The organism is Pseudomonas sp. C9-3 (assembly GCF_032392015.1).
GTDB lineage: Bacteria > Pseudomonadota > Gammaproteobacteria > Pseudomonadales > Pseudomonadaceae > Pseudomonas > Pseudomonas nitroreducens.
Genome location: NZ_CP135919.1, coordinates 4,293,033 through 4,317,997, shown reverse-complemented (window position 1 = coordinate 4,317,997; position 24,965 = coordinate 4,293,033). Strand labels below are relative to the sequence as shown.

The 24,965-nt window shown below is 65.4% G+C and carries 22 protein-coding genes and 1 pseudogene; 14 read left to right on the top strand and 9 right to left on the bottom strand.

Going from position 1 to position 24,965, the window contains the following annotated elements; genetic code table 11:
* The first annotated feature begins 89 nt into the window (after positions 1–89).
* The 4 genes from ccoM (at position 90) to RS899_RS19780 (ending at position 3,437) form a co-directional block, all read left to right on the top strand.
* Positions 90–200: a cytochrome c oxidase subunit CcoM gene (gene ccoM / locus RS899_RS19795; RefSeq protein WP_024764625.1), complete on the top strand. Its 111-nt coding sequence runs from the start codon at positions 90–92 to the stop codon at positions 198–200.
* 181 nt (positions 201–381) lie between these two features.
* Positions 382–2,370, top strand: coding sequence for an FUSC family protein (locus RS899_RS19790; protein WP_315807896.1), 1,989 nt, complete (start codon positions 382–384; stop codon positions 2,368–2,370).
* A complete protein-coding gene (locus tag RS899_RS19785; protein WP_054907413.1) occupies positions 2,357–2,566 on the top strand; it encodes a DUF1656 domain-containing protein in 210 nt (69 codons plus the stop codon). Before RS899_RS19790 ends, RS899_RS19785 begins: the two co-directional genes overlap by 14 nt.
* Positions 2,567–2,579: 13 nt before the next feature.
* Complete coding sequence (locus RS899_RS19780; RefSeq protein WP_315807895.1) at positions 2,580–3,437, top strand: HlyD family secretion protein; 858 nt, start codon at positions 2,580–2,582, stop codon at positions 3,435–3,437.
* On the opposite strand, the gene RS899_RS19775 is transcribed toward RS899_RS19780, so the two are convergent.
* The 3 genes from RS899_RS19775 to RS899_RS19765 form a co-directional block, all read right to left on the bottom strand.
* Positions 3,418–4,596 (bottom strand): MFS transporter, encoded by a 1,179-nt coding sequence (locus tag RS899_RS19775; RefSeq protein WP_315807894.1) that lies wholly within the window; start codon positions 4,594–4,596, stop codon positions 3,418–3,420. The two genes, RS899_RS19780 and RS899_RS19775, sit on opposite strands and share 20 nt — an antisense overlap.
* Before the next feature lie 142 nt (positions 4,597–4,738).
* Positions 4,739–5,209 (bottom strand): MaoC family dehydratase, encoded by a 471-nt coding sequence (locus tag RS899_RS19770; protein ID WP_054907416.1) that lies wholly within the window; start codon positions 5,207–5,209, stop codon positions 4,739–4,741.
* Positions 5,206–6,159 carry an alpha/beta hydrolase gene (locus tag RS899_RS19765; RefSeq protein WP_315807893.1) on the bottom strand — a complete coding sequence of 318 codons (954 nt, stop codon included), beginning with the start codon at positions 6,157–6,159 and terminating at the stop codon, positions 5,206–5,208. The genes RS899_RS19770 and RS899_RS19765 overlap by 4 nt, the downstream gene beginning before the upstream one ends.
* A gap of 306 nt (positions 6,160–6,465) precedes the next feature.
* On the opposite strand from RS899_RS19765, the gene fadD2 reads away from it, so the two are divergent.
* A complete protein-coding gene (fadD2, locus tag RS899_RS19760) occupies positions 6,466–8,154 on the top strand; it encodes a long-chain-fatty-acid--CoA ligase FadD2 (RefSeq protein WP_233299108.1) in 1,689 nt (562 codons plus the stop codon).
* A gap of 75 nt (positions 8,155–8,229) precedes the next feature.
* Here fadD2 and RS899_RS19755 read toward each other — a convergent pair whose 3' ends face one another.
* Positions 8,230–8,466 carry a YdcH family protein gene (locus RS899_RS19755; protein ID WP_054907419.1) on the bottom strand — a complete coding sequence of 79 codons (237 nt, stop codon included), beginning with the start codon at positions 8,464–8,466 and terminating at the stop codon, positions 8,230–8,232.
* A gap of 510 nt (positions 8,467–8,976) precedes the next feature.
* On the opposite strand from RS899_RS19755, the gene fadD1 reads away from it, so the two are divergent.
* From fadD1 to hrpA, 6 genes and pseudogenes are all read left to right on the top strand, one after another.
* The gene (gene fadD1 / locus RS899_RS19750) at positions 8,977–10,662 is read left to right on the top strand and encodes a long-chain-fatty-acid--CoA ligase FadD1 (RefSeq protein WP_054907420.1); all 1,686 of its coding nucleotides are present in this window, start codon (positions 8,977–8,979) and stop codon (positions 10,660–10,662) included.
* A gap of 39 nt (positions 10,663–10,701) precedes the next feature.
* Positions 10,702–11,526 (top strand): annotated as a pseudogene (locus RS899_RS30890) (cache domain-containing protein); the annotation flags it as partial.
* Between the two features lie 150 nt (positions 11,527–11,676).
* On the top strand, positions 11,677–12,432 hold the full coding sequence (locus RS899_RS30885) for a methyl-accepting chemotaxis protein (protein WP_409978089.1): 756 nt from the start codon (positions 11,677–11,679) through the stop codon (positions 12,430–12,432).
* Between the two features lie 288 nt (positions 12,433–12,720).
* Complete coding sequence (locus RS899_RS19740) at positions 12,721–12,972, top strand: GlsB/YeaQ/YmgE family stress response membrane protein (RefSeq protein WP_054907421.1); 252 nt, start codon at positions 12,721–12,723, stop codon at positions 12,970–12,972.
* 11 nt (positions 12,973–12,983) lie between these two features.
* A complete protein-coding gene (locus RS899_RS19735) occupies positions 12,984–13,469 on the top strand; it encodes a hypothetical protein (RefSeq protein WP_315807891.1) in 486 nt (161 codons plus the stop codon).
* A 171-nt stretch (positions 13,470–13,640) separates the two neighbouring features.
* Entirely contained in the window at positions 13,641–17,660 is a 4,020-nt protein-coding gene (gene hrpA / locus RS899_RS19730; RefSeq protein ID WP_315807890.1) for an ATP-dependent RNA helicase HrpA, read from the top strand.
* Between the two features lie 104 nt (positions 17,661–17,764).
* On the opposite strand, the gene RS899_RS19725 is transcribed toward hrpA, so the two are convergent.
* On the bottom strand, positions 17,765–18,469 hold the full coding sequence (locus RS899_RS19725; RefSeq protein WP_315807889.1) for a glutathione binding-like protein: 705 nt from the start codon (positions 18,467–18,469) through the stop codon (positions 17,765–17,767).
* Positions 18,470–18,601: 132 nt separating this feature from the next.
* Between RS899_RS19725 and RS899_RS19720 the strand changes: the two genes are divergently transcribed.
* Positions 18,602–19,039, top strand: coding sequence for an HIT family protein (locus tag RS899_RS19720; RefSeq protein ID WP_065085771.1), 438 nt, complete (start codon positions 18,602–18,604; stop codon positions 19,037–19,039).
* 14 nt (positions 19,040–19,053) lie between these two features.
* Here RS899_RS19720 and RS899_RS19715 read toward each other — a convergent pair whose 3' ends face one another.
* Positions 19,054–19,473, bottom strand: a complete 420-nt coding sequence (locus RS899_RS19715; RefSeq protein ID WP_054907426.1) for a hypothetical protein — start codon at positions 19,471–19,473, stop codon at positions 19,054–19,056.
* A gap of 174 nt (positions 19,474–19,647) precedes the next feature.
* Here RS899_RS19715 and RS899_RS19710 point away from each other — a divergent pair, with 174 nt between their 5' ends.
* On the top strand, positions 19,648–20,736 hold the full coding sequence (locus tag RS899_RS19710; RefSeq protein WP_315807888.1) for a diguanylate cyclase: 1,089 nt from the start codon (positions 19,648–19,650) through the stop codon (positions 20,734–20,736).
* Here the strand turns inward: RS899_RS19710 and RS899_RS19705 are convergent.
* Together RS899_RS19705 and RS899_RS19700 are read right to left on the bottom strand one after the other, a co-directional pair.
* Complete coding sequence (locus tag RS899_RS19705) at positions 20,718–21,761, bottom strand: acyltransferase family protein (protein WP_054907428.1); 1,044 nt, start codon at positions 21,759–21,761, stop codon at positions 20,718–20,720. The genes RS899_RS19710 and RS899_RS19705 overlap by 19 nt on opposite strands.
* Before the next feature lie 87 nt (positions 21,762–21,848).
* Positions 21,849–23,033: an MFS transporter gene (locus RS899_RS19700; protein WP_315807887.1), complete on the bottom strand. Its 1,185-nt coding sequence runs from the start codon at positions 23,031–23,033 to the stop codon at positions 21,849–21,851.
* 103 nt (positions 23,034–23,136) lie between these two features.
* Between RS899_RS19700 and RS899_RS19695 the strand changes: the two genes are divergently transcribed.
* A complete protein-coding gene (locus RS899_RS19695) occupies positions 23,137–24,039 on the top strand; it encodes a LysR family transcriptional regulator (RefSeq protein ID WP_315807886.1) in 903 nt (300 codons plus the stop codon).
* A gap of 1 nt (position 24,040) precedes the next feature.
* Here the strand turns inward: RS899_RS19695 and RS899_RS19690 are convergent, their stop codons facing one another.
* Positions 24,041–24,553 (bottom strand): ankyrin repeat domain-containing protein, encoded by a 513-nt coding sequence (locus RS899_RS19690; RefSeq protein WP_315807885.1) that lies wholly within the window; start codon positions 24,551–24,553, stop codon positions 24,041–24,043.
* Positions 24,554–24,965 lie beyond the last annotated feature (412 nt).

Sequence of the window (24,965 nt, the reverse complement as noted above, 5' to 3'; positions counted from 1 at the left end):
GACCATTGATCCAGGTCAATTGGCCCCGCCCGGCCGCCGGTAATCTGCACACATCCCCAGACGATGTGAGGCAACAGGAGGCCAGCATCATGTTCATCGACGAAGTGGTTCTAGCAGGCATCCTTACCGTCGGACTGATGGTTGTTTTCTTCGGTGGGGTCGGAATTTTCATCTGGAAGGACAGCCACAAGAAGAGCTGATCCTTACAGATACACAGAGCACGCAAGGCACTTCGGGCGACTTAGGTCGCCCGTTTTTTTGCCTCGACGAAAGTCGGGATGATATATTGTTAGCTTGCTAATAATATGATCAGCAACGATTCCGTCATCCTCTTTGCCGGCTATCTTTAAGCGATAGACCCGGACCCTTTCGAGAGACCGCGTGCGACCTACGCTGCAGGCATTCCTCGCGCCGGATACGCTGGCGCTGAAATTCGCGATCAAGACCCTCCTGGCCGGTGGCCTGGCGCTCTGGTGCGCCTTCCGCTTCGACCTTGAACAGCCGCAGTGGGCGCTGATGACCGTGTTCATCGTCTCCCAGCCGCTGTCGGGCATGGTGGTGGCCAAAGGGTTGTTCCGCCTGATCGGTACCCTGGTCGGCACCGCCATGTCGGTGGTGATGATGGCATTGTTCGCGCAGACGCCCTGGCTGTTCCTGCTGGCCATCTCGCTCTGGCTCGGGCTCTGCACTGCCGCCTCCACCAGCCTGCGCAACCATGTGTCCTATGCCTTCGTGCTGTCGGGCTACACCGTGGCGATCATCTGCCTGCCGGCGATCAGCCATCCCCTGGAAGTGTTCGACCAGGCGGTGGCGCGCAGCACGGAAATCTGCCTGGGGATCCTCTGCGCCTCGGCGATCAGCGCCATCCTCTGGCCGCGCCGCGTCGAGGCCAACCTGGACAAGCAGGCCCACGCTACCTGGCTCACCGGCATGCAGGCCGCGCGTAGCGAGATCGATGCGGACGCGCGGCAGATCAAGGGCCTGCTGCAGGCACTGGGCAAGATCGTCGAGGTCGATGTGCAACGCGACCATGCCTGGTTCGAAGGCTACCGCGGGCGGATGCGTTCGCGTGCGCTGCGGATTCTTTCCCGCGACCTGCTCAGCCTGCTGCGCACCGCACGGGGCGTGGCCCGGCAGCGCAGCGTGCTGGACGCCGAGGACCGTGCGCGGCTGCAACCCTGGTTCGAGGAGTTGCGTGCCACCCTGGAAAACCCGCAGGTCGACACCATGCGCTCGCTGCAGGAACGCCTGCAGGAGGCCGGGCTGGATGAAAACTACTCCAACGACCTGCGTTACTGCCTGACTCGCTGCTCCTTGCTGCTGCTCAAGGCGCTGAACTCGGAAATGACCATGCGTGCGGTGGCCGACGGTCGGGTCGACGACGTTGCAACCGGCACCCTGTCCTGGCACCGCGACGGGCTGATGGCGCTGTTCTACGGCTTGCGCAGTGCGCTGGCGCTGCTGGGCATGTCGGCATTCTGGATGGCCACGGCCTGGCCGGCGGCGACCGGTGGCATGCTGCTGGCGGCGGTGATCTGCAGCCTGTTCGCCAACCGCGACAACGCCGTCACCATCGGCCTGGGCTTCCTGCGCGGCATCCTTTACGCGATCCCCGCGGCGGCCGTCGTCAGCCAGTGGCTGTTGCCGCAGTGGAACGGCTTTCCGCTGCTCTGCCTGGCACTGGGCGTGCCGCTGTTCTTCGCTTTGCTGGGCATGGCCACGCCGGCGCTGGCGGGCACGGCGACATCCTTTTCGATCCACTTCATCACCCTGGTGGCGCCGAGCAACGTGATGAAGTACGACCTGGCCAACCTGCTCAATTCCGCCCAGGGCATCGTCATCGGCGTGGGCTTTGCGGTGCTGGTGTTCCGCCTGCTGACCTTGCCGGCGGACTGGCTCAATCGCCGCTTGATCCAGGCCACCTGCGAGGACCTCGGGCGCCTGACCCGGCGGCCGCTGGCGGAAGCCGAGAACTGGTTCGGCGGGCGCATGGCCGACCGTCTGATCCGCCTGGCGCGGCACTACACCCTGTTGCCCAGGGAAGAGCAGAAGCGCTGGCAGGATGGCTTGCTGGCGCTGGACCTGGGCAATGAGCTGATCCACATGCGCGCTTGTCTCAACGGTGCCCAGGGGCAATTGCGCAAGCGTCGCGATCAGTTCTTCGGCGCCCTGGGCAGTGTGCTGGAAAAGGGCCCGGGTGCGGGGCGCGAGCAGCGCCTGGAAAGCCTTTGCCCGCCGCTGGAGGAGGCCCTGGCTCACGATCTTGAAGGCGACAACGAACCCAACCGCCTGGCCCGTGCGGCGCTCGCCCAATTGCGTCATACCTGGCGCCAGTGGTGCCGTCTGGAGGACGCCAATGGGACTGCATGAGATCGGCTGGGGCGGCGTCTACATCAGCCCGCTGTTCATCTATGCACTGATGGCCCTGGGCCTGACTGCGCTGTTGCGCCTGCTGTTGCAGGCCACCCCCTTCGGGCGTTGGATCTGGCACGAGGCGCTGTTCGACTGCGCGTTGTTCGTGCTGATTCTTTGTGCCATTACCTGGGTGCTGAGTACGGCGCCTTGAGAGGAGAAGCTGTATGCGCGGATACCTTCGCGTAGCTGTCACCATCGTCCTGGTCATTGGCGCCGTCATGGCCGGCACCTGGCTATGGCGCTACTACATGCTCTCGCCCTGGACCCGCGATGCGCGGGTGCGCGCGGATGTAGTGGTGATCGCCCCGGACGTTTCCGGCTGGGTCACCGACCTCGCCGTGCAGGACAACCAGCAGGTCAAGGCCGGCGACCTGATCATGCGCATCGACCACGAGCGCTACGCCGCCAATCTGGAGCAGGCCAAGGCCGTGGCCGAGACGCGCCAGCAGCAATATCGCCTGCGCCTGAGCGAAGCCTCGCGGCGCAACAAGCTGGGCATCGCTGCCATCAGTGCCGAGGACAAGGAAACCGCGCAGATCAACGCCGCCATCGCCAAGAGCGAGTTCGACGAGGCCCAGGCCCAGGTGCGGCTGGCGCAGCTCAACCTGACCCGCAGCGAGATGCGCGCCCCGCGTGATGACCAGGTCACCAACCTGCGCCTGGCCCAGGGCAACTACGCCCAGGCCGGCCAGCCGGTGATGGCGCTGGTGGATCAGAAATCCTTCTACGTCACCGCCTACTTCGAAGAAACCAAGCTGCCCGGCATCGGTGTCGGCCAGCCGGCGCAGGTGGTGCTGATGAGCGGCGACATCGCCATCGACGGCACCGTGGAAAGCATCAGCAGTGGCATCACCGACCGCAACGCGATTCCCGACAGCCAATTGCTGGCCAACGTCGAGCCGACCTTCAACTGGGTGCGCCTGGCCCAGCGCATCCCGGTGCGCATCCGCCTGGACAAGGTGCCCGAAGGCGTACACCTGAGTGCCGGGATGACCGCCAGCGTCACCGTGAAGGAGCGCTGAGCCCCAGCGCCTGCGGTTCGCGCCCGAACCAGCAGGAAAGCGTCGCGCACAGCACCGACGCGGCCACCAGGCTGACGCCGACCCAGGGCGTCCAGGCGATGCCGGCCAGGCTGATCACCGCGCCGCCCAGCGCCGCGCCGAGGGCAACGCCCAGGTGCATGGCCGAGGTATTCAGCGCCACGCCGGCGCTGCCGCTGGCCGGGTCGCTGGCCAGCAGGTAGCTCTGCACCGCTGGCGAAATCATCCAGCTGATAGTGCTCCAGACCATCAGTGCCCCGAGCAACAGCCACGGATGCCCGAGGCTTAGCGGGATTGCCGTCATCGCCAGGGCGAACAGCACCGGCACCACGATCAGCGCGCGGCGCTGGCCGAGCCGGTCGCTCAGCCAGCCACCCAGATAACCGCCACCGATGGCCGCAAGGCCGATCAGTAACAGGGTCAGCGCAATGCTCTGGCTGTCAGTGATCCCGGCGACCTGCTGGAACCACGGCGTAATGTAGGCGAACAGGGTGAAGTGACCGCCCAACAGAAGAATCGACACCAGTTGCGCGAGGTTCAGCGCCGGCCTGCCCAGCTGGCGCCTGTATGCCGTGCCATTGGCCGGGCTCTCCAGCGTGCGGCGGGGCAGGGCGAGCAGCAGCAGGGCGGCCAGCGGCAGCGAGTAAAGGGCGATGGCGGCGAAGATCCAGCGCCAGCCGAACCAGTCGTTGACCAGTACGCCGGCTGGTACGCCGAACACCAGCGAGCCGCTGATGCCCATGAAGATCAGGCCAATGGCGCGCCCGCGCTGGCCCGGCGGCGCCAGCTCCACCGCCAGCAGGCTGGCCTGCATGATCAGCAACCCACAGCACGCGGCCATGCCGATGCGCATCAGCAGCAGCGAGACGTAGCCGGGACTCAGCGCGGCGCCAGCATTGAACGCGGCAAATACCAGCAGGGTGATGAACAACAGCCGCCGGCAATCGGCGCCACGGGTCAGCCAGCCGAGCAAGGGGGCGGCGATGGCGAAACTCAGGGAAAACAGGCTGGTGAGCTGGCCGGCGAGGCTGAGGGAGACGTGCAGGTCGTCGGCGAGAGAGGGCAGGATGCCGGTGAGGATGGCCTCGGCGAGGCCCGCGGCGAAGGTGCAAAGGGACAGCAATAGCAGTCGAAGGTCCATGGCGGCTCCGATTCCCGGTGAGGGGTTTCGGGCACGAAGCCTTCGGTTATCCCGGATGGATGTGAGGTGACGGGGGCAGGGTAGTCGAGGGGGAAACTGTATACAAGTTTCCGGGGCCGGATGGCCGGCCCCGGAATTTGCATCAGCCGATGGTGATCGGCGGCAGGGCGGGCAGTTCGATGTCGAGTTTCTCGGTCGGCGCCATCACTTCGGCCTCGCCTTTCACCACGGCCTTGCCGTCCTGGTTGAGTACCACGGTGCCGATGCGCACGCGGTTCTTCGGCAGCTTTTCCAGCACTTCCAGTTCCACCGTCAGTTCGTCACCGAGCTTCACCGGGCGGGTGAAGGTCAGGTTCTGGCCGAGGTAGATGGTGCCCGGGCCGGGCAGGGTGGTGGCGATCGCCGCGCTGATCAGCGCGCCGGTGAGCATGCCGTGGGCGATGCGCTCCTTGAACTGGGTGGTGGCGGCGTATTCGGCGTCCAGGTGCACCGGGTTGCGGTCGCCGGAGACCTCGGCGAACAGCTGGATGTCGCGCTCGCCGACGCTGCGCTTGAAGTTGGCCTTCTGGCCGACTTCGAGTTCTTCATAGGGGACGTTCTGCACGGAAGTCATAGGGGCTCCTCGGATTTCTCGACCTGCGGGACCGGGCACTGCACGCCCAGCCAGTCGATCAGGTTGTGGATGACCTCGTCGCGGTTGCTCTCGTTGAACAACTCGTGGCGAGCGTCGGGATAAATCTTCAGTTGGACGTCGCGAACCCCGGCGTGGGTCATCGCCTGGGCGAGATCGCGCAGGCGCTTGCCCTGGCTGACCGGGTCGCGTTCGCCGCCGATCACCAGCACGGGCAGGTCGTTGCGGATGCGCGACAGATGCTCCACGGGTGTTATATCCGCCAGGCCGCCGAGCAGATCCACCCACAGCTGGTTGCTGCAGCGGAAGCCGCAGAGCGGGTCGGCGACATACTTGTCGACTTCGACGGGGTCGCGGCTGAGCCAGTCGAAGGCCGTACGGTTTGGCTTGAAGGCCTTGTTGAACGAGCCGAAGGACAGGAAGTCGATCAGCGCGCTTTGCCCCAGCGGGCCCTGGCGCCAGCGCTCGAAGCGGGCGATGGCGCGAGCGCTTTTGTACAGTGCGACCGGCTGGTAATTGGAGCCGGACAGCACCGCCGCATTCACGCTGGCACTGTGCTGCAGCAGGTAGGCGCTGCCAATGTAGCTGCCCATGCTGTGGCCTAGCAGGATGATCGGCAGGTCCGGGTGTTCCTCGCGCACATGCTGGTTGAGCGTGTGCAGGTCGCCGATCACCTTGCCCCAGCCGCCGCGGTCGGCGTAATGGCCCAGCTCGCCGTTCTCGGCGGTGCGGCCGTGGCCGCGCTGGTCGATGGCATAGAGGTGATAGCCGGCGGCGTTCAGCGCCAGGGCCAGGCGCTCGTAGCGGCCGGCATGCTCGGCCATGCCGTGGGACAGCATCAGGGCCCCGCGGGACGGGCCTTCCGGCGCCCAGTGGCGGGTGTAGAGCGGTGTCTCGTCGCTGGCGGCGAGCCAGTAGGCGGCGTAGGGCATGGGGTCCATCCTGCTTCTTGTTCGTCGATTCTTATTGGAATGGGGCCATGGAGCGGGCCAGACGGGGCGATTCTGCCACGCCGGGACATCTTCTGTATGGATTGCCGATAGCTCCCGGCCATTGTCGTGCAAGTCCCGTCCCAGGCGGCCGCCGGCTCTATCCCGCGCCGTGCCGGGATGGTGGAGCAAGATTCACGCAGTCTATGACGCCGCCTGGAGTCTTTGCGATGACCAAAGGAACTGCTAGCTTCCGTCGAATGACCGCAATGACGGTTCGGTTTCGTTCAGGTACGAGGACAAGAATAAATGCAACCTGATTTCTGGAACGACAAACGCCCGGCCGGCGTGCCCAGCGACATTGACCTGACCGCCTACAAGTCGGTGGTGGAAGTCTTCGAACGCTCCTGCAAGAAGTTCGCCGACCGCCCGGCCTTCAGCAACATGGGCGTGACCCTGACCTACGCCGAGCTGGATCGCCTGTCCGCCGCCTTCGGCGCGTACCTGCAGAAGCACACAGACCTCAAGCCCGGCGACCGTATCGCCGTGCAGATGCCGAACATCCTGCAATACCCCATCGCCGTGTTCGGCGCCCTGCGCGCCGGCCTCATCGTGGTCAACACCAACCCGCTCTACACCGCCCGCGAGATGCGCCACCAGTTCAAGGATTCCGGCGCCCGCGCGCTGGTCTACGTGAACCTGTTCGGCAAGCTGGTGCAGGAAGTGCTGCCCGACACGGGCATCGAGTACCTGATCGAAGCGCAGATGGGCGACCTGCAGCCGACGCTCAAGGGCCTGCTGGTCAACACCGTGGTCAAGCACGTGAAGAAGATGGTGCCGGAGTACAACCTGCCCCAGGCCGTCTCCTTCAAATCGGCCTTGCGCCAGGGCCGCGGCCATGGCCTGCAACCGGTCAAGGTCGGCCTGGAAGACATCGCGGTGCTGCAGTACACCGGCGGTACCACCGGCGTGGCCAAGGGCGCCATGCTCACCCACGGCAACCTGGTGGCGAACATGCAGCAGGTGCATGCCTGTCTGCAGCAGCACGGGCCGGACGGCAAGCCGCTGATGCAGGTCGGCAACGAGGTGATGATCGCGCCGCTGCCGCTGTACCACATCTACGCCTTCACCGCGAACTGCATGTGCATGATGGTCAACGGCAACCACAACGTGCTGATCAGCAACCCGCGCGACATCCCCGGCTTCATCAAGGAACTGAAGAAGTGGCGCTTCTCCGCGCTGCTGGGCCTGAACACCCTGTTCGTCGCCCTGATGGACCGCCCCGAATTCAAGGAGCTGGACTTCTCCAACCTGAAGGTCACCAACTCCGGCGGCACTGCGCTGGTTACCGCCACCGCCGAGCGCTGGAAGGCCATGACCGGTTGCACCGTGGTCGAAGGCTACGGCCTCACCGAGACCTCCCCGGTGGTCAGCACCAACCCCTATGGCGACCAGGCCCGCCTGGGCACCGTCGGCATCCCGGTGCCGGGCACCGCGCTGAAGGTGATCGACGACGACGGCAACGACCTCGGCCTGGGCCAGCGTGGCGAGCTGTGCGTGAAGGGCCCGCAGGTGATGAAAGGCTACTGGCAGCGCGAAGAGGCCACCGCCGAGGTGCTGGACGCCGACGGCTGGCTGCGCACTGGCGACATCGCCGTGATCGACCCGGACGGCTTCACCCGCATCGTCGACCGCAAGAAGGACCTGATCATCGTCTCCGGCTTCAACGTCTACCCCAACGAGATCGAGGACGTGGTCATGGCCCACCCGAAAGTCGCCAATTGCGCGGCGGTCGGCGTGCCGGACGAGAAATCCGGCGAGGCGGTGAAGCTGTTCGTCGTCGCCCGCGAAGGCGGTGTGACCGTCGAGGAGCTCAAGGCCTACTGCAAGGAAAACTTCACCGGCTACAAGGTGCCCAAGCACATCGTGCTCAAGGACGCCCTGCCGATGACCCCGGTGGGCAAGATCCTGCGCCGCGAGCTGCGCGAAACCGCCTGAGACGGGCGTGAATGAAAAAGGGGGCTGATCCAGGATCAGCCCCCTTTTTTATGGCTGGTTGTCGGCCAGTGCTAGTCAACCACCACAGCCGCCACAGCAGCCGTCCTTCTTGCGCAGAATCTCGTAGAGATCGTCCTTGAGCTGCAGCTTCTGCTTCTTCAGCGACTCGATGGTGTCGTGCGATGCAGGGGTGATGCCGGCTTCCATGTTCTTGATCTCCTGGTCGAGATCGTTGTGGCTATGGAAGAGCTTTGCAAAGTGCGGGTCTTCGGCCTTGAGGCGGGTAATTTTTTCGCGGTATTCGGGAAACATGAGGGTTCTCCAGGAGAGTGCAAAAGCACTTTGCGGGAACCGCAAGGGGCCGGTGTTGAGGTAGATCACTGAAGACTGCGCAGCAAGGGCGCCCCGAGTGAGACCTAGTTCACAGCAGCAGGTGGCCGCAAATCACTTCCGGCGTACGAATTCGCGAAAAACCATCCGATCCGCAACGGCTGTTCCAGCCTTCCAGGCATAGGGTGGCTGAGCTCTCGTCACCGTTCTTTTTTCCGGTTTCATTTCCCTGAAATCTACTTTGTCAGACAATCCAACAAGGCTGCGAGCCTTCTGGGACGGGCTTTTCCGACGAAAGGGTGGTTGGTGACCGGAAAGCCTGTCTTCGGTCATTTTTCTTACGGACAAGGCTGTGTTTGGTGCTGGTCGCTGTTTCCCAAAGCTGATAATCTCGGCCCGCTTTTCGCTCCCCGAGCCGGGGGAAAGCGACATAAACACAACAAAGAACCGCGCACGCGGTAAAGATGAGCTGTTGCTTAGGAGTGGGCTTCCATGACCGACAATTTCTGGAAGGACAAATACCCAGTGGGGATCGCTGCCGAGATCAACGCTGACCAGTACCCGAACATCCTCGCGGTACTCAAAGAATCCTGCCAACGTTTTGCAGACAAGCCTGCCTTCAGCAACCTGGGCAAGACCCTGACCTACGGCGAGATGTACAAGCTCTCCGGGGACTTCGCCGCCTACCTGCAACAGAACACCGATCTCAAGCCCGGCGACCGCATCGCCGTGCAACTGCCCAACGTGCTCCAGTATCCGGTCGTGGTCTTCGGCGCCATGCGCGCGGGCCTGGTCGTGGTCAACACCAACCCGCTGTACACCGCGCGGGAAATGGAGCACCAGTTCAACGACTCCGGCGCCAAGGCGCTGGTGTGCCTGGCGAACATGGCCCATCTGGCCGAGGAAGTGCTGCCCAAGACCGGCATCCGCAATGTCATCGTCACCGAAGTGGGTGACATGCTGCCGCCGCTCAAGCGCTTCATCGTCAATTTCGTGGTTCGCAACATCAAGAAGATGGTGCCGGCCTACAACATCCCCAACGCGCAGAAGCTCACCGACGTCCTGGCCAAGGGCCGTGGCAAGGCGGTGAAGGAAGTCTCGCCGCACAACGACGACGTTGCCGTGCTGCAGTACACCGGTGGCACCACCGGCGTGGCCAAGGGCGCGATGCTGACCCACCGCAACCTGGTCGCCAACATGCTGCAGTGCAAGGCACTGATGGGCGCCAACCTCAATGAAGGTTGCGAGATCCTCATCACCCCGCTGCCGCTGTACCACATCTACGCCTTCACCTTCCATTGCATGGCGATGATGCTTACCGGCAACCACAACATCCTGGTGACCAACCCGCGCGACCTGGCCAGCATGGTCAAGGAGCTGTCGCAGTGGAAGTTCACCGGCTTCGTCGGCCTGAACACCCTGTTCGTCGGCCTGTGCAACAACGAAGGCTTCCGCAAGCTGGACTTCTCCGCGCTGAAGCTGACCCTCTCCGGCGGCATGGCCCTGCAACAGGCCGCTGCCGAGCGCTGGAAGGACGTCACCGGCTGCGCCATCTGCGAAGGCTACGGTATGACCGAGACCAGCCCGGTGGTGTCGGTGAACCCGTTCCAGAACATCCAGATCGGCACCATCGGCATCCCGGTTCCGTCGACCCAGTGCAAGGTCATCAGCGATGATGGCCAGGACCTGCCGCTGGGCGAGCGTGGCGAACTGTGCGTCAAGGGCCCGCAGGTGATGAAGGGCTACTGGCAGCGCCAGGAAGCCACCGACGAGATCCTCGACAAGGATGGCTGGCTGCGTACCGGCGACATCGCGATCATCCAGGAAGACGGCTACATGCGTATCGTCGACCGCAAGAAGGACATGATCCTGGTGTCGGGTTTCAACGTGTACCCCAACGAGCTGGAAGACGTGCTCGCCACCCTGCCGGGCGTGCTGCAGTGCGCCGCCATCGGTATCCCGGACGAGAAATCCGGCGAGGCGATCAAGGTCTTCGTGGTGTCCAAGCCGGGCGTCACGCTGACCAAGGAGCAGGTCATGCAGCACATGCACGACAACCTCACCGGCTACAAGCGTCCCAAGTCCGTGGAATTCCGCGACAGCCTGCCGACCACCAACGTCGGCAAGATCCTGCGTCGCGAATTGCGCGACGAAGAGCTCAAGAAACTCAAGGCTTGAGCCGATAAACAAGAAACCCGCCGCAAGGCGGGTTTTTTGATGGGGCAAGGAAGCCATGTCCCTTATCCGCCTGAGGTGAACGCCTTGAATACTGCCCTCCGTTTGCGCGCCAAGGTCCTGCTCCTGGCCATCGTGCCGATCCTGATCCTCACTCTGCTGTTGTGCGCCATCGCCACCGTCGCACTGAAGCAGTTGGCGACGCAGCAGGAAGCGCAGATTCGCGAGAACCTCACCCAGGACCGCGAAGCGCAGCTGAAGAACTTCGTCGACGTCGCCCTGGCGGCCGTCGGCCCGGTTTACCAGGCCGCCGCTGACGGCGATGCCCAGGCGCGCGCGCAGGGAATTGCGATCCTCAAGCGCCTCGAATACGGCAAGGGCGGCTACTTCTGGGGTTACGACACCCGCTCCATCCGCGTCTTCCAGGGCACCAGCGACGAGCGCCTGGGCGAAGACTTCAGCGGTTACCGCGACCCCAATGGCGTCTACGCCATCCGCGAACTGGTAGCGGCGGGGCAGAGCGGCCAGCACTACGTGCGCTACAGCTTCACCCTGCCGGGCGGCAATACCATCGTGCCGAAGATCGGCTACGCGCATTACCTGCCCAAGTGGAACCTGGTGTTCGGTACTTCGCTCAACCTCGACGACGTCGAGCGCGAAGTGAAGCAGGCCGGTGCCACCTTCGACGCCAAGATCGACAACCTGCTGCTGCTCATGGGCGGCGCCGCGCTGGCGCTGCTGGTGGTGATCGGCCTGCTCGCCGGGCTGTTCAGCCGCACCATCGTCCAGCCCATCGTCCAGGTGCGCGATAACCTCGACGACATGGCCGCCGGCGACGGCAACCTGACTCATCGCCTGAACCTTGGCCGCCATGACGAACTGGGCGAACTGGCCGGCTCGTTCAATCGTTTCGTCGAGAAGATCCATGTACTGGTGCAACAGGTCGCTGGCACCACGAACCAGCTGTCGGGTCTGGTGGGTGATGTGGCCCAGCAGGCGCAGCGCTCCGAGCGCGCGATGGACGGCCAGCGTCACGAGACCGACCAGGTTGCCACCGCCATCAACGAGATGACCGCGGCTGCCCAGGAAGTTGCGCGCAGCGCACAGCAGGCCGCCGATGCGGCGCAGCAGACCGACCGCGAGGGCCAGGCCGCCAAGCGCGAGGTGGACCTCTGCGTGGCGCAGATCAACGACCTGGCCGGCGAGGTGCGCAGCAGCAGCGACTCCCTCGACACCTTGCGCCAGGACGTGCAGGGCATCGTTGGTGTGCTCGAAGTGATCCGCTCCATCGCCGAACAGACCAACTTGCTGGCGCTCAACGCCGCCATCGAAGCGGCCCGCGCCGGTGAGGCCGGGCGTGGCTTTGCCGTGGTCGCCGACGAAGTTCGCGCCCTGGCCAGCCGCACCCAGCAGAGCACCGGGGAAATCCAGCAGATGATCGACCGCCTGCGCGGCACCACGGAGGGCTCGGTGAGCGCCATGCAGCGCGCCAGCGACATGGCCGAGCGCACCCGTGGCCAGGCCAACCAGGCTGGCCAGTCGCTGGATGCCATCGCCCAACTGATCGGCACCATCAACTCGATGAACGCGCAGATCGCCAGCGCCGCCGAGGAGCAGACCGCGGTGGCCGAGGAGATCAACCGCAGCGTGCACCAGATCGCCGGCGGCGTGGAAAGCGTGGCGGACGACGCAGCCAAGGGCGCGCGTACGGCGACTGAGCTGAACGGCCTGGGCGAGCGCCTGCGCCAGCTCGTGGGGCAGTTCCGCATCTGAGCGGAGCCGCGCGTTGGCGGCGTCGCAGTGGTTGCGAATCGGAAGCGCCCATGGAAGGGAGCTTGCGTTCCGCTGAGCGTGCCAAGCCGGTAGCGCATTCAGTGGCAGCCCGAACAACCGGCTGCCCGGCCGATCGCAAGCCTGTCCCCCTCAAGGACCCTCCACCGGCGCCTCCGCGTTGGAGAGAGTCAACATTCCCCGCGGTACTTTCGGAAATCACCGATATCTCCATGGCACTGCCGCTCGTAGCCTCGGCCGGCGTTTCCACTGTCACGGAGTTCTAGCGCCATGCACCTCATCTGGACAATCTGTATCGGCTTCGTTGCGGGGCTTGTAGCGCGGTGGTTGGCGCCTGGGAGCAATTCCCTGGGGCTCTTCATCACCGCCGCCCTGGGTATTGCTGGCGCGCTGCTGGCGACCTTCGCGGGGCAGGCCTTGCACTTCTACCAACCCGGCGAGTCCACGGGCTTCATTGGCGCGGTCATCGGCGCCGTTGCCCTGCTCGTCCTCTACCACTTGCTGTTCGCCAAAAAGAGCTGAGGAAATTCGCCATGAGTTTGATGGATTCGTTGTTGCAGCAAGTGGTTGGTGCCGTCGGTGGCAATCTGGACGAGCACCTTGAAAATGCGCCCGCCGGTGCACTGGGGCAGAGCCTCACCGCCATGTTCCATTCCGATCAGACGCCGCCTTTCGCCAACACGGTGAGCCAGTTGTTCGGCCAGTCCAGCGATGTGCAGCGTGCGGGCATGCTGAATCAGTTGCTGGCTGCCGCTGGCCCGGCACTGCTCGCCCAGATGATGAGCGGCGGCCTGGGCAAGGTGCTGCAGCCAGGCGCGACGCAGCTGACGCCGGACCAGGCCGGACAGTTGAGCGCGTCGGAGGTGGAGGTGATGGCTGCCCAGGCGGAAAAGGCCAACCCCGGCGTAGTCGAAAGCATCGGCAACTTCTATGCCCAGCATCCCACGCTGATCAAGACCCTCGGCGGCGCGGCACTGGCCATCGCCCTGGCCAAACTGCGCGAGCACCAGCAGGCCTGACTTCCGGCGGGGCGCGACGCCCCGCCAATACGGGCCGCAACGCATTCGGCGTGGCGGCCCTTGCCGGTCCTCTGCGACAATCCACGGATTGTCGCCATGACAGCCCACTTTCCGGGACCGGCCTCGCTCGTTTGCGCTGCGCCGCTTCCCGCGCATACGCCAGCGAAGCCGATGACCCCAGAAACCACGCCGACTCCCGAACAGCTCCTGCAGCGCATGGACCATGCGCTGATCCGCGACCGCCATCGCCTGCGCCGGCAGCTCCACGAACTGCGCAAGCACCCGGACGACGCCAAGCTCGCCCAGTGGGCCGAGCGTTTCCAGGCCTCCTGCGCCAAGGTCGAGGCGCGCCGTGCGAGCATTCCGAAGATTCGCTACGACGACAGCCTGCCCATCGCCGCCAAGCGCGACGAGATCAAGGCCGCGCTGGAAAAGAGCCAGGTGGTGGTGATCGCCGGCGAAACTGGTTCGGGCAAGACTACCCAGCTGCCGAAAATCTGCCTGGAGCTGGGCCGCGGCACCCACGGCCTGATCGGCCACACCCAGCCGCGCCGGCTGGCCGCGCGCAGCGTGGCGACCCGCGTCGCCGAGGAAATCGGCACGCCACTGGGCTCGCTGGTCGGCTACCAGGTGCGCTTCGAGGACCAGAGCGACGAAAGCACGCTGATCAAGCTGATGACCGACGGCATCCTGCTGGCCGAGACCCAGCACGACCGCTACCTGGAACGCTACGACACGATTATCGTCGACGAAGCCCACGAACGCAGCCTGAACATCGACTTCCTGCTCGGCTTCCTGAAGACGCTGCTGCCGCGCCGTCCCGACCTGAAGCTGATCATCACCTCGGCGACCATCGACCTCGAACGCTTCTCCAAGCATTTCGGCGATGCACCCATCGTCGAGGTCTCGGGCCGCACTTACCCGGTGGACACCTGGTACCGACCGCTCGCCGCGGAAGTGGACGAGGACGGCGAGGCACTGTTCGACGACCTGTCCGTGGACCAGGGCATCCTTCGTGCGCTGGACGAGATCGCCGCCCACGAACGCGAGATCGGCAAGCGCCCCGGCGATGTGCTGGTGTTCCTCCCCGGCGAGCGCGAGATCCGCGACGCCGCCGACATGCTGCGCAAGGCCAACCTGCGCCATACCGAGGTGTTACCGCTGTATGCGCGCCTGACGCCGGCCGAGCAGCAGAAGATTTTCGCGCCCATGCCGGGGCGCAAGATCGTGCTCGCCACCAACGTCGCCGAGACCTCGCTGACCGTGCCGGGCATCCGCTACGTGATCGACAGCGGCACCGCGCGCATCAGCCGCTACAGCTACCGCGCCAAGGTCCAGCGCTTGCCCATCGAAGCCGTCTCGCAGGCCAGCGCCAACCAGCGCAAGGGCCGTTGCGGCCGGGTCGAGCCGGGCATCTGCGTGCGCCTGTACAGCGAGGAAGACTTCAACGGCCGCCCGGCCTTCACCGATCCGGAAATCCTGCGCACCAACCTCGCGGCGGTGATCCTGCAGATGCTCCATCTGCGCTTGGGCGACATCGAGGCCTTCCCCTTCATCGAGCCGCCGGATGGCAAGGCGATCAACGACGGCTTCACTCTGCTGCAGGAGCTCTCGGCAGTGAACCGCGAGGGCCAGCTCACGCCGCTGGGCCGCCAGCTCGCGCGCCTGCCCATCGATCCGCGCCTGGGCCGCATGCTGCTGGAGGCCGCACAACTGGGCAGCCTGCCGGAAGTCCTCACCGTGGCCAGCGCGCTGTCGGTGCAGGACCCGCGCGAGCGGCCGATGGATCGCCAGCAGGCCGCCGACCAGGCCCACGCACAGTGGAAGGACCCGGACTCGGACTTCGCCGCCCTGATCAACCTCTGGCGCGGCTTCGAGGAGCAGCGCCAGGCGCTGGGCTCCAACCCGTTGCGCAACTGGTGCCGGAAGAATTTCCTGAACTACCTGCGCCTGCGCGAGTGGCGCGATGCGCACCGCCAGCTGACGCTGATCTGCCGCGAATTGCAGCTGCCTTTCGGCTCGAAGTCTGACGGTGCCCCGCGCAAGAGCGAACCCGTCCGCGAGCAGGCCAAGCCGCACGACAACCGTGGCCGCCAGCCGGTCGCCAAGGCGGATGAGCCGAAGGCCCGCGACATCGACTATGCCGCCGTGCACAAGGCGATCCTCTCCGGCCTGCTCAGCCAGATCGGCCAGAAGGCGGAGGAGGGCGATTACCTCGGCGCGCGCCAGCGGCGCTTCTGGATTCATCCCTCCAGCGTCATCGGCCGCAAGAAGCCGCAGTGGATCATGGCCGCCGAGCTGGTGGAGACCACCAAGCTGTTCGCCCGCATGGTCGCGAAAATCGAGCCGGACTGGCTGGAACCGCTGGCCGGGCACCTGGTGAAGAAGAACTACCTGGAACCGCACTGGGAGAAGCGCCGCGGCCAGGTGGTGGCCTACGAGCAGGTCACCCTGTACGGCCTGATCATCATCGGCCGCCGCGCCGTGCACTACGGCCCGATCGATGCGCCGGTGTCCCGCGAGATGTTCATCCGCGAGGCGCTGGTGCGCGGCGAGATCAACAGCCGCGCCAAGTGCCTGTCGGCCAACCGCCAGTTGCTGGAGAAGCTCGACGAGCTGGAAGCCAAGGCGCGCCGGCGCGACATCCTCGCCGACGAGGAAACCCTGTTCGCCTACTACGACGAACGACTGCCGGCGGATATCTACCAGTCTGCCAGCTTCGAGAAATGGTACGAGCGCGAGCACAAGGCAAAACCGGACCTGCTGATCATGCGCGAGGAAGATGTCCTCGCCCGCGATGCCAGTGAAGTCACTGCCGGTCTTTACCCGGATCGCCTGCAGCTGGGTGAGTTGCAGTTGCCGCTCACCTACCATTTCGAACCGGGCCACGTGCGTGACGGCGTGACCCTGCGCGTGCCGGCGCCACTGTTGCCGCAACTGCCTGCCGAACGCCTCGAATGGCTGGTGCCGGGCCTGCTGGAAGCCAAGTGCATCGAGCTGGTGCGCAGCCTGCCCAAGGCCATCCGCAAGAACTTCGTGCCGGTGCCGGACTTCGTCCGGGCGGCGCTGGGCAAGATGGTCTTCGCCGAGGGCGCTCTGTCCGAATCCCTCGGCCGCGAGCTGCAGCGCATGACCGGCAGCCGCGTGCCGGAAGAGGCCTGGGCGGAAGCCGAGACCCAGGTGGAAAGCCACCTGCGCATGAACATCGAAGTGGTCGACGCCCGTGGCAAGTTCCTTGGCGAAGGTCGCGATCTGGCGGAGCTCACCGCGCGTTTCGCCGAGGCCAGCCAGGCTGCGTTGGCGATTCCGCAGGCCGACAAGCCGCAGAAACCGGTGGAAGCCAAGGGCTTCGCCGGGGTGGCGGAAAAGGTCCAGCAGAAGGTCGCCGGGCTGTCGATGACGGTCTATCCGGCGCTGGTGGAAGAGGCCGGCGTGGTCAAGGAAAACCGCTTCCCGACCCAGGCCGAGGCCGACTACCAGCACCGCCGCGCCCTGCAGCGGCTGCTCCTGCAACAGCTCGCCGAGCCGGCCAAGTTCCTGCGCAGCAAGCTGCCGGGGCAGACCGACATGGGCCTGCTCTACCGCGAGCTGGGCCGCGTCGAGTCGCTGGTGGAAGACATCCTGCTGGCCAGCCTGGACAGCGCCATTCTCGACGGTGAAGCCAACCTGCCGCGCGATGGCGCCGGGCTCGCGTCACTGGCCGAGAAGAAGCGCGGCGCCTGGACCGAACACGCCGAGCGCATCGCTCGCCTGACCCTGGAAATCCTCAAGCTCTGGCATGGCTTGCAGAAGCGCTTCAAGGGTAAGGTCGATCTGGCCATGACGGTGCCGCTCAACGATGTGAAGGGGCAACTGGCCAGGCTGGTCTACCCCGGCTTCGTGCGTGACACGCCGCTGGAATGGCTGAAGGAAATCCCGCGCTATCTGAAGGCTGTGGAACAGCGTCTGGACAAGGTCGCCGGTCAGGTCCAGCGCGACCGCGTGTGGAGCGGTGAGATGGCCGGCTACTGGGAGCAGTACTCGGCGCGCCTGGCCAAGCACGCCCAGGAAGGCAAGCGCGACCCGGAGCTGGTGCTCTATCGCTGGATGCTGGAGGAATACCGCGTCTCGCTGTTCGCCCAGCAGCTGGGAACGAAGATTCCGGTGTCGGACAAGCGCTTGTCGAAGCAGTGGAGCCAGGTCGAGCCCTGACGCTCAGGCTTTTTGTAGGAGCGAACTTGCTCGCGAACCCGCCCAGCTTTAGAAGTGTCGGGAAATGGTTCGCGAGCAAGCTCGCTCCTACAGGAAGTGAACCGTTAATCCCGTTTCGGAATGTTCAGCCCGCGCTGCACCGCAGGCCGCGCCAGGAAACGCTCCAGCACGCGCTTCACGTTCTGGAAGTTCTCGAAACCGACCAGATCACCCGCCTCGTAGAAACCGACCAGGTTGCGGATCCACGGGAAGGTGGCGATGTCGGCGATGGTGTAGCGCTCGCCCATGATCCAGTCGCGGCCTTCCAGGCGCTGGTCGAGCACGGCCAGCAGGCGCTTGGCTTCGTCGACGTAGCGCTGCAGCGGGCGCTTGTCCTCGTAGTCCTTGCCGGCGAATTTGTTGAAGAAGCCGATCTGGCCGAACATCGGGCCAATCCCGCCCATCTGGAACATCAGCCACTGCAGCGTCTCGTAGCGACCGCTGGCACCGGGGGCGATCAGCGAGTCGGTCTTGTCGGCGAGGTAGACCAGGATCGCGCCGGACTCGAACAGCGCCAGCGGTTGGCCGTCCGGCCCGTTGGGGTCGAGGATCGCCGGAATCTTGTTGTTCGGGTTCAGCGAAAGGAATTCCGGGCTCATCTGGTCGTTGCGCTCGAAGCTGACCAGGTGCGGCTCGTAGGGCAGGCCGAGCTCTTCCAGCATGATCGACACCTTTACGCCATTGGGCGTGGGCAGCGAGTACAGCTGCAGGCGGTCAGGGTGTTCGGCGGGCCATTTGCGGGTGATGGGGAACGCGGAAAGGTCTGACATGCATACTCCGGTCAGGTCACTGGGAAAAGCAGCGGAAGGCCTGAGGATAGACCTCCGGAAGCAGCCGGTCATGACCCGTGCGCGACAAAAAGGTAAGGTGCGGCCCCATAGTCAACGGAGAAGGAACCCACCATGAGCCTGCACGGCACCTACGACCCGCAGAACATCTTCGCCCAGATCATTCGCGGCGAAGCCCCCTGCTACAAGCTGTACGAGGACGACGACGTGCTCGCCTTCCTCGACCTGTTCCCGCAGTCCTACGGCCATGCGCTGGTGATTCCGAAGAATTCGCCGGCGCGCAACATCCTCGAAGTCGACCCTGACGCCTTGGCCAAGGTGATGCGGGTGGTGCAGCGCCTGACCGGCGTGATCGTCGAAGAGCTCAATCCCGATGGTGTGCAGGTCGCCCAGTTCAACGGCGCGCCCGCCGGGCAGACGGTGTTCCACATCCACGTGCACATCGTCCCGCGCTATGCCGGCGAGGGCCTGGGCATCCACGCGGCGAACAAGGCCGAGGCGGCTGAACTGGAGAAGCTGCAGGCGCGCCTCGTTGCCCGTCTGAACGGCTGAGGCGCGCCAGGCGGTTATTCGACGGCGGGCTTGATGTCGAAACCGGTGCGGTTGTCGCTGACGATGCGGAAGGCGTTGTTGCCGCCCGGCTCGAGCGGCACCAGCAGTTCGCGGCGCAGCATGGCCTTGCTGCACAGGCCTTCGCCATCCTTGTCGCCGATGATGCCGACCACGTGCTTGCCCGCCGGCACGTGGAAGCTGGCCGACTCGCCCTTGCCGATGCGCGCGGCTATTTCGTGGTCGATGGTGATGGCAACGTAGCAGCCTCCACCGAGATAGCCGACGTCGCGGGTGACGTCGACCTTGACGCTGTCCTTGCCGGGTTGCTGGTAGGCCAGCAGGCGGTCGGTGGGGACGGGATGGACCTCGTCGTTCTGGTACGAGGCACAACCGGAAAGCGCGAGCACGGACAGGACGGCAAGAATCGAACGCATAGATTTCCTCCATGGACAATGCAGCCTAGGCTAGCCCATCCGGCTGGTTTCCGTCGGCTTGGCAACGCGCTGTAGGAATTTGGAGTAGTCTTCAGCAAACGTGAGCCGGGCTGGAGCGCTCGGCCGCCGCCATCGAGGCCGACCCGCCGGGCGGTTGAGCCAAGGAGCAGGGCGATGCACCGCAACAGCGATCCTGACCATCTGTTCGAGTCCAGCGCCGGACCGACCGGCCTGGAGGAGGCAGACCATCGTCTGCTGATGCGGTTGATCTTTACCTGTACCGGCGCGACGCTGGGATTGTTCTCGATTCTCCAGTTCTTCGCCGGCAACTACTGGCTGGCCGGTGCCGAACTGGCCACCTGCGGCCTGCTGCTGTGGGCCACGCAGCGGCTCAAGCGGGTAACGCGCCTGGTGCCCTGGATCATCGCCTACCTGCTGCCGACCTTCTGCTTCATCCTCTACATCATCGTCATGCCCAACGCTTCGGCATCGGCCTTTGTCTGGGTCTACCTGATGCCCGTGATGGCTTACCTGCTGCTGGGCAAGTGGCGCGGCTTCCTGCTTGCCGTGCCGTTCATGCTGATCGCCACGGTCATGTACCTGCACGCCAATCACCTGCGCCTGGATGCCCCGGGGTTGATCGACATCGGCAATGGCATCTTTTGTGGCGTCCTAGTGATCGCCTTCATGCACGTGTACGAGGAGCGGCGTGCGGCCGCCTACAAGCAGCTGCGGAACCTGGCGCTGACCGACGCGCTGACTGGGGTGGCCAGCCGCGAGAGTTTTCAGCGCACGTTGCGCCGTTGCATCCAGGAGGCTGCGCGCTACGAGACGCGGCTTGTGTTGGTGGTGCTGGACGTCGACCATTTCAAGAACATCAACGACCAGTGGGGCCACGATGCCGGCGACAAGGCCCTGCAGCACCTGTGCAATCGCCTGCGCCACCGCCTGCGCCACCGCCTGCGCCACCGCCTGCGCGCCACCGACCTGATCGGCCGGCTGGGCGGCGAGGAATTCGGCCTGTTGCTGCCCTTCACCGACCGCTTCGACGCCAAGCCGCTGGTGGAGTCCCTGCGCCGGGATATCGACGAGGCGCCGCTGATGTACCACGGCCAGCGTATCCCGATCTCCGCCACCTTCGGCCTCGCCGAATGGCCGGGCGACGGGCTGGATGCGGACGAACTGTACCGCTGCACCGACCGTCGCCTGTATCGCGGCAAGGCCGAGGGGCGCAACCGCCTGGTCTACAGCGATCCGGTCTGAGTGCGCCTGGCGGCCAGCGGCTCGGCCAGGCGCGCATAGGCCGTGCGCACCTGGCGGGCCATCTTCCGCTCAACCCATTCGTAGCTCAGCCAGGACAGCAACAGGATGGCTGGCACGCTGATGCCCAGCGTCTGGTAGGGCGTCAGGCCCAGCCGTTCATGCAGCCAGTACGCGGCCAGCCAGAGCACGATCACGTGCAGCAGGTAGACCGAATAGGACCAGTCGCCCAGCGCATGCAGCACCCGGTTGCGCTCGAACAGCGGTTCCAGCGCCACGCAGGCGGCGAGCAGCGCGGCGGCGGGCAGGCCCCAGGTCAGCAGGCGCCAGGGATGGTCGGCAGGGAACAGCGCGATGGTCGCCACTGCCATCGCGGCTGTCGCCAGCGCCAGCGGTCGCGGCCAGTCCAGCCAGCCGCGCCGGTACAGCGCCGCGAGGCCCAGGCCGAGGAGGAACTCGAAGATGATCGGGTTGCGGTAGAAGTTGCTGACCCATGGCTCGCGCGCCAGTACCTGCGCCACCAGCAGCACCAGTGCGGTCACCAGCCAGGGACGCCAGCGTTCGGCAACCAGGAAGGAGAGGGCGAACAGGCCGTAGAAGAGCATCTCGAAGTTCAACGTCCAGCCCACCGGTAGCACCGGATACTTGCCGAAGCCGCCGGGGTTCTCGCTGGGGATGAACAGCATGGACAGCAGCAGCGACTTGCCGCCGACGCCGTAGACCGGCATCACGTCGGCGAAGGCATAGATGATCAACGCGGTGATCGCCGTGTATAGCCAGTAGGCCGGGGCGACGCGGGCCAGGCGCTGGACCAGGAAGGTCACCGGCGACATCGGTCGGCCGGCGCTGGAAAGGTGGATCACGAAGCCGCTGAGGACGAAGAAGATGTCGACGCCGACCTGGCCACGGGTGGAGAGCAATCTGCCGCCGAGGCTGTCGGCGCGGAAATCGAAGAACACCTGCATGAAGTGATGGAACACCACCAGCCAGGCGGCCAGTGCCCGCAGTGCCTGAAGCGAAACCAGCATGGGTGGGCGAGCCCTCCGTCTGTGGGAAAAAAAAAGGGGCGCGACAGTGCGCGCCCCTTTCCTCGACAGTGCGGATTCGCCGATCGTTCACCGGGCCTGCTGGACGGTGCCCGCCGGCAACGCCGGTTCGCGCTCCAGGCGCAGGCAGATCAGCGCCGTGGCGATGGCTGCGAGCGGCAGCAGGGCGCCGACCCAGGGCAGTGCGGCGAGGCCTGGGCCGTGGTCGATGGTCATGCCGCCGAGCCAGGCACCCAGGGCATTGCCCAGGTTGAACGCGGCGATGTTGAAGCTGGCTGCCACGCTCTGGCCGGCGCCATGGGCTTTCTCCAGCACCCACATCTGCAGCGGTGGCACGGTGGCGAAGCCGGCGGCGCCGAGCAGGGCAATGAAGACGACCACGGCGATCTGGTTCTGCAGCGCAAAACTCATCAACCCCATGACCACCGCCAGCGCCACCAGGCTGCCAAGCAGGGCGGGCACCAGCTTGCGGTCGGCCAGCTTGCCGCCGAGCAGGTTGCCCAGCACCAGCCCGCCGCCGAATACCAGCAGCACTGGCGACACGGCGCTTTCGGAGAAGCCGGCGAGTCGGGTCAGCAGCGGCGACACGTAGCTGAACACGGTGAACACGCCGCCGAAGCCGAGCACGGTGGTCAGCAGGCCAAGCAGCACGGCCGGGCGCTTCAGCACGCGGAAGTCGTCGCGCAGGTTGCCGGCCGCCGGCGGAGCGCCGTTGCGCGGCAGGTAGATCGCCAGGATCGCCAGGGCCAGCACACCGATGCCGGTCACCACCCAGAAGGCCGCACGCCAGCCATACAGTTGGCCGAGCCAGGTGCCCAGCGGGACGCCGAGGATGGTGGCGACGGTCAGGCCGGTGAACATCAGGGCGATGGCCGAGGCGCGGCGTTCGGCCGGCACCAGGCTGGTGGCGACCACCGAGCCGACGCCGAAGAAGGTGCCGTGGGCGAAGGAGGTCAGCACCCGCGCGGCCATCAGCGTGGCGTAGTCCGGTGCCAGGGCACAGGCGAGGTTGCCGAGGGTGAAGATCACCATCAGCCCCAGCAGCGTGCGGCGCTGCGGCCAGCGCGCGGTAAGGGCGGTGAGCAACGGCGCGCCGAGCACCACGCCGAGGGCGTAGCCGGAGATCAGCAGGCCCGCAGCGGAGATCGACACGCCGAAGTCCTGGCCGACCTCCAGCAGCAATCCCATGATCACGAATTCGGTAACGCCGATGCCAAAGGCACCGGCGGTCAAGGCATACAAGGCAATGGGCACGATGGCTCTCCCTAGTGATTCGTAGAATGGGCGCCACCTTATCTCCGCGCGTATTGCTGATATAGACTGCCTTTGAGCAAATCACCTGTGAATTGAATTCAACATGGCGCGCCCTGACGTCAACCGCTTCGGCGAAATGGAAGTCTTCATCCGCGTGGTGGAAACCGGCGGTTTCACCGCCGCCGCGCAGCAGTGCGGGATGACACCCTCGGCAGTGAGCAAGCTGGTGGCGCGCCTGGAGGATCGCCTCGGCGCGCGGCTGTTCAACCGTTCAACCCGACGCCAGCAGCTCACGGCCGAGGGCGCGGCCTTCTACCAGCGCAGCCTGCGCATCCTCGCCGACCTGGACGAAGCTGAGCGCGAAGCCTCGGCCAGCGCCGAGCCCCAGGGCCGGGTACGCATCAGTTGCAACCTGCCAGTGGGGCGGCAATTCCTCATTCCGGCGCTCCCGCTGTTCTTCGAGCGCTACCCCGGCGTCAGCCTGGACCTGCAACTGACCGATGAAGTGGTGGACCTGCTGGAAGTGCGTGCAGACGTCGCCGTACGCAGCGGACCGCTGCGGGATTCGCGGCTGGTGGCGCGTTCACTGGGGGAGTCCGGGCACAAGATTGTCGCCGCACCCGAGTACCTGGCGCGACACGGTACGCCACAGCATCCGCGTGAGTTGCGCGCATACAACTGCCTGGGCTTCAGCTACCGGCGCGTCGAGCCGGACTGGCCATTCCTCGGCAAGCAGGCGGACGATCCCGAGCCCAATGGCAACCTTTTGGCCAGTGACGGCGACAGCGTGCGCCACCTGGCTTTGGCGGGACTAGGGCTGGCGCGACTGGCGGAGTTCCAGGTGCGCGGGGATCTTGCTGCCGGACGGCTGGTGGAGGTGCTGGCGGACTTCAACCCCGGCGATCGCAAGCCCATGCATGCGCTCTATCTGGGCAAGCCGGGGCACTTGCCCGCACGGGTACGCGCGGTGCTCGACTTCCTCGCCGAGCACGTGCGCATCGACTGACTCAGGCGGCTTCGAGCAGCGCCAGGGTGTCGGTTGCACCCATCATTCTTGCCGCGGCCAGCGGAGTCAGGCCGCTGGCGTCGCGAGCATCGCGGTTCGCGCCGTGCTCCAGCAGGCAGCGGACGATTTCCGGGCGGTTGAACATCGCGGCCATCATCAGCGCGGTCTTGCCGTCGGGCGAGGCGCCTTCCACCTGGGCGCCGCGGCCGAGCAGCAGGCGGACCATCTCCAGGTCGCCCTTGAAGGCGGCGCCGGCCAGCGGTGTCTGGCCTGCATTGTTGCGCAGGTCCGGGTCGGCGCCGTGCTCCAGCAGCACGGCCACGGTGTCGTGGTGGCCGTAGTAGCTGGCCAGCATCAGCAGGCTGTCGCCCTTGTGGTTGCGCAGGTTGGCCGGCAGGCCCTGGCCCAGCAGGCTGGCCAGGCGCTCGGTGTCGCCCTGGCGGGCGAGGTCGATCACCTGATTGGCGAATTCCAGGGTCTGTTCGTCCATTTCCGGGCGATTCGCAGCATTCATCCTGAAGTCTCCTTGGCAATGTCGGGAATGGTTCGCAGGATAAGGATTCGCGCGCTCTGGCGCGCTAACGCCGTGCCTATGGTGCCGGTGGAAAAAATCAATCCCTTGCTTCAGGGCAGGCATGGCGTGATTTGCGTCTGTAATCTTGCGTAAATGCCGTCCTCGCACGGCGGCTTTTCGGCGAATTTTGCAGCATAATCAGCGACCAGCGGTCGCACCTGAGGTGAAACCGCAAACCGCCGGGCGGGCAAAGGTGCCGCCCCGGCAAGGGAGTGGCACACTGCCCGGTTGCAGGGATTGCCATCCCAGAGGCTTCGCGCAGGGCGCGCAAGCCCATGAATATTCGGTGCCGGCCAATGCGCGGGCACCTTGCTGCCTAACCCAGCCGCCCGGCCCGGCGGCTTTGAGAATT

What these genes read in the sequence shown, in the direction of transcription:
- ccoM (WP_024764625.1), top strand. Translation starts at nt 90, where the DNA reads ATGTTCATCGACGAAGTGGTTCTAGCAGGCATCCTTACCGTCGGACTG.
- RS899_RS19785 (WP_054907413.1), top strand. Translation starts at nt 2,357, where the DNA reads ATGGGACTGCATGAGATCGGCTGGGGCGGCGTCTACATCAGCCCGCTG.
- RS899_RS19780 (WP_315807895.1), top strand. Translation starts at nt 2,580, where the DNA reads ATGCGCGGATACCTTCGCGTAGCTGTCACCATCGTCCTGGTCATTGGC.
- RS899_RS19775 (WP_315807894.1), bottom strand. Translation starts at nt 4,596, where the DNA reads ATGGACCTTCGACTGCTATTGCTGTCCCTTTGCACCTTCGCCGCGGGC.
- RS899_RS19770 (WP_054907416.1), bottom strand. Translation starts at nt 5,209, where the DNA reads ATGACTTCCGTGCAGAACGTCCCCTATGAAGAACTCGAAGTCGGCCAG.
- RS899_RS19765 (WP_315807893.1), bottom strand. Translation starts at nt 6,159, where the DNA reads ATGCCCTACGCCGCCTACTGGCTCGCCGCCAGCGACGAGACACCGCTC.
- fadD2 (WP_233299108.1), top strand. Translation starts at nt 6,466, where the DNA reads ATGCAACCTGATTTCTGGAACGACAAACGCCCGGCCGGCGTGCCCAGC.
- RS899_RS19755 (WP_054907419.1), bottom strand. Translation starts at nt 8,466, where the DNA reads ATGTTTCCCGAATACCGCGAAAAAATTACCCGCCTCAAGGCCGAAGAC.
- fadD1 (WP_054907420.1), top strand. Translation starts at nt 8,977, where the DNA reads ATGACCGACAATTTCTGGAAGGACAAATACCCAGTGGGGATCGCTGCC.
- RS899_RS30885 (WP_409978089.1), top strand. Translation starts at nt 11,677, where the DNA reads ATGGACGGCCAGCGTCACGAGACCGACCAGGTTGCCACCGCCATCAAC.
- RS899_RS19740 (WP_054907421.1), top strand. Translation starts at nt 12,721, where the DNA reads ATGCACCTCATCTGGACAATCTGTATCGGCTTCGTTGCGGGGCTTGTA.
- RS899_RS19735 (WP_315807891.1), top strand. Translation starts at nt 12,984, where the DNA reads ATGAGTTTGATGGATTCGTTGTTGCAGCAAGTGGTTGGTGCCGTCGGT.
- hrpA (WP_315807890.1), top strand. Translation starts at nt 13,641, where the DNA reads ATGACCCCAGAAACCACGCCGACTCCCGAACAGCTCCTGCAGCGCATG.
- RS899_RS19725 (WP_315807889.1), bottom strand. Translation starts at nt 18,469, where the DNA reads ATGTCAGACCTTTCCGCGTTCCCCATCACCCGCAAATGGCCCGCCGAA.
- RS899_RS19720 (WP_065085771.1), top strand. Translation starts at nt 18,602, where the DNA reads ATGAGCCTGCACGGCACCTACGACCCGCAGAACATCTTCGCCCAGATC.
- RS899_RS19715 (WP_054907426.1), bottom strand. Translation starts at nt 19,473, where the DNA reads ATGCGTTCGATTCTTGCCGTCCTGTCCGTGCTCGCGCTTTCCGGTTGT.
- RS899_RS19710 (WP_315807888.1), top strand. Translation starts at nt 19,648, where the DNA reads ATGCACCGCAACAGCGATCCTGACCATCTGTTCGAGTCCAGCGCCGGA.
- RS899_RS19705 (WP_054907428.1), bottom strand. Translation starts at nt 21,761, where the DNA reads ATGCTGGTTTCGCTTCAGGCACTGCGGGCACTGGCCGCCTGGCTGGTG.
- RS899_RS19695 (WP_315807886.1), top strand. Translation starts at nt 23,137, where the DNA reads ATGGCGCGCCCTGACGTCAACCGCTTCGGCGAAATGGAAGTCTTCATC.
- RS899_RS19690 (WP_315807885.1), bottom strand. Translation starts at nt 24,553, where the DNA reads ATGAATGCTGCGAATCGCCCGGAAATGGACGAACAGACCCTGGAATTC.